Origin of the sequence: Neorhizobium alkalisoli (assembly GCF_007829835.1) — a bacterium.
Lineage (GTDB): Bacteria > Pseudomonadota > Alphaproteobacteria > Rhizobiales > Rhizobiaceae > Neorhizobium.
In genome coordinates this window covers 1-1,753 of record NZ_VIWP01000036.1, presented here as the reverse complement: position 1 = coordinate 1,753, position 1,753 = coordinate 1, and the positions used below count along the sequence as shown (strand labels likewise).

Below are 1,753 nucleotides of genomic sequence, written 5' to 3'. Positions count from 1 at the left end.
AGACAGACTTCGAGCAGTTGAACTCTATATCCGGCTTGGCAAGCGGCTTAACGCGACCATTCGCCAGCTGGGATATCCCACCAAAAATGCGCTGAGGGGCTGGTACCGTGTGTACCTACAGCATCTCGACCTGCGTACTCAGCCGGTAGCGCGAGCGCCAAAATATTCCGAGGCTCAGAGGAAGGCGGCACTTGAGCACTTTCGCACCCATGATCGTTGCATCTCTGCGACGATGAGGGCACTTGGCTATCCCGGACGAGGGACACTGACCGCATGGGTCCGGGAGGCACTTCCCGAGACGCGAACATCGTTGGTCGGGCGATCGTGGCACCCTGGCTATTCCGACGAGGTCCGGCAAGCGGGGGTCATCGGACTATGCAGTGGAGATGAAAGCGCTCAACAGGTCGCTGACCGGCTGGGCGTCTCGCGGCCTACATTGTACAGCTGGAAGGACCAGCTTCTCGGTCATGAGGCCCCATCATCCATGAAACGCCGCAAAGCAAACTCCAAGGTGCCTGAACGTGAGGAGCTCGAACGACAGCTTGAAGCTCTCCAGCGTGATGTTCGCCAGTTGCAACTCGAGCATGATCTCCTGAAGAAGGCCAACGAACTCATAAAAAAAGACCTGGGCGTCGATCTGCAGATCCTGAGTAATCGGGAGAAGACACAGCTGATTGACGCCCTTAAGGAAGATTATCGCTTGCCAGAACTACTCGCCCAGCTGCGAATTGCCCGAAGCTCCTATTTTTAACATCGCACGCGCATTTGTCTGGCAGACAAGTATGAGGCCGTCCGGCACAGCCTTGCGGAAATCTTTGAAGAGAACCGTCGTTGCTATGGCTATCGCAGACTACAGGCGTCGCTGGCCAGGCAGAGCGTAACAATCTCGGAAAAGGTTGTGCAGCGGTTGATGAAGCAGGAGCAGTTGATCGTCGCCAGACCGCGTCGACGGCGTTTTGGATCATATCTGGGAGAAATCAGTCCGGCACCCGAAAACCTGATCAATCGGGACCTCCATGCAGAAGCGCCGAATGTGAAATGGCTGACAGACATCACCGAGTTCCAGATCCCAGCCGGGAAGGTGTACCTTTCTCCTATCATCGACTGCTTCGACGGGATGGTCATCAGTTGGTCGATTGGAACGCAACCAGACGCGGGCCTGGTCAATACCATGCTGGACGCAGCCATCGAGACCGTGACCGACGCTGCGGAACGGCCAATCGTCCATTCCGATCGCGGAGCCCATTATCGCTGGCCGGGTTGGCTCACACGGATTAGCGATGCGAAATTGGTTCGCTCGATGTCCCGAAAGGGCTGCTCACAAGACAACGCCGCGTGCGAAGGGTTCTTCGGCCGGCTTAAAACGGAACTCTTCTATCCACGAGAGCAGCCATCGAGACCGTGACCGACGCTGCGGAACGGCCAATCGTCCATTCCGATCGCGGAGCCCATTATCGCTGGCCGGGTTGGCTCACACGGATTAGCGATGCGAAATTGGTTCGCTCGATGTCCCGAAAGGGCTGCTCACAAGACAACGCCGCGTGCGAAGGGTTCTTCGGCCGGCTTAAAACGGAACTCTTCTATCCACGAGATTGGAAGGCCATCACAATCGAACAGTTCGTCGCCGAGGTAGATGCTTATATTCGCTGGTATAACGAGAAGCGTATCAAGATATCGTTGGGATCGCTCAGCCCGGTCGAGTATCGTCAGAGCCTCGGCCTGAACTTATAAAGCAGTCCAACTTTTTATCCGC

General features: G+C 56.2%; 2 pseudogenes. Both read left to right on the top strand.

Annotation, left to right across the window (positions count from 1 at the left end):
* Nucleotides 1-1,387: pseudogene (locus tag FHW37_RS33380) on the top strand (IS3 family transposase); the annotation flags it as partial.
* Nucleotides 1,387-1,731: pseudogene (locus FHW37_RS33375) on the top strand (transposase); the annotation flags it as partial. The pseudogenes FHW37_RS33380 and FHW37_RS33375, both read left to right, overlap by 1 nt.
* Between the last annotated feature and the right edge of the window lie 22 nt (nucleotides 1,732-1,753).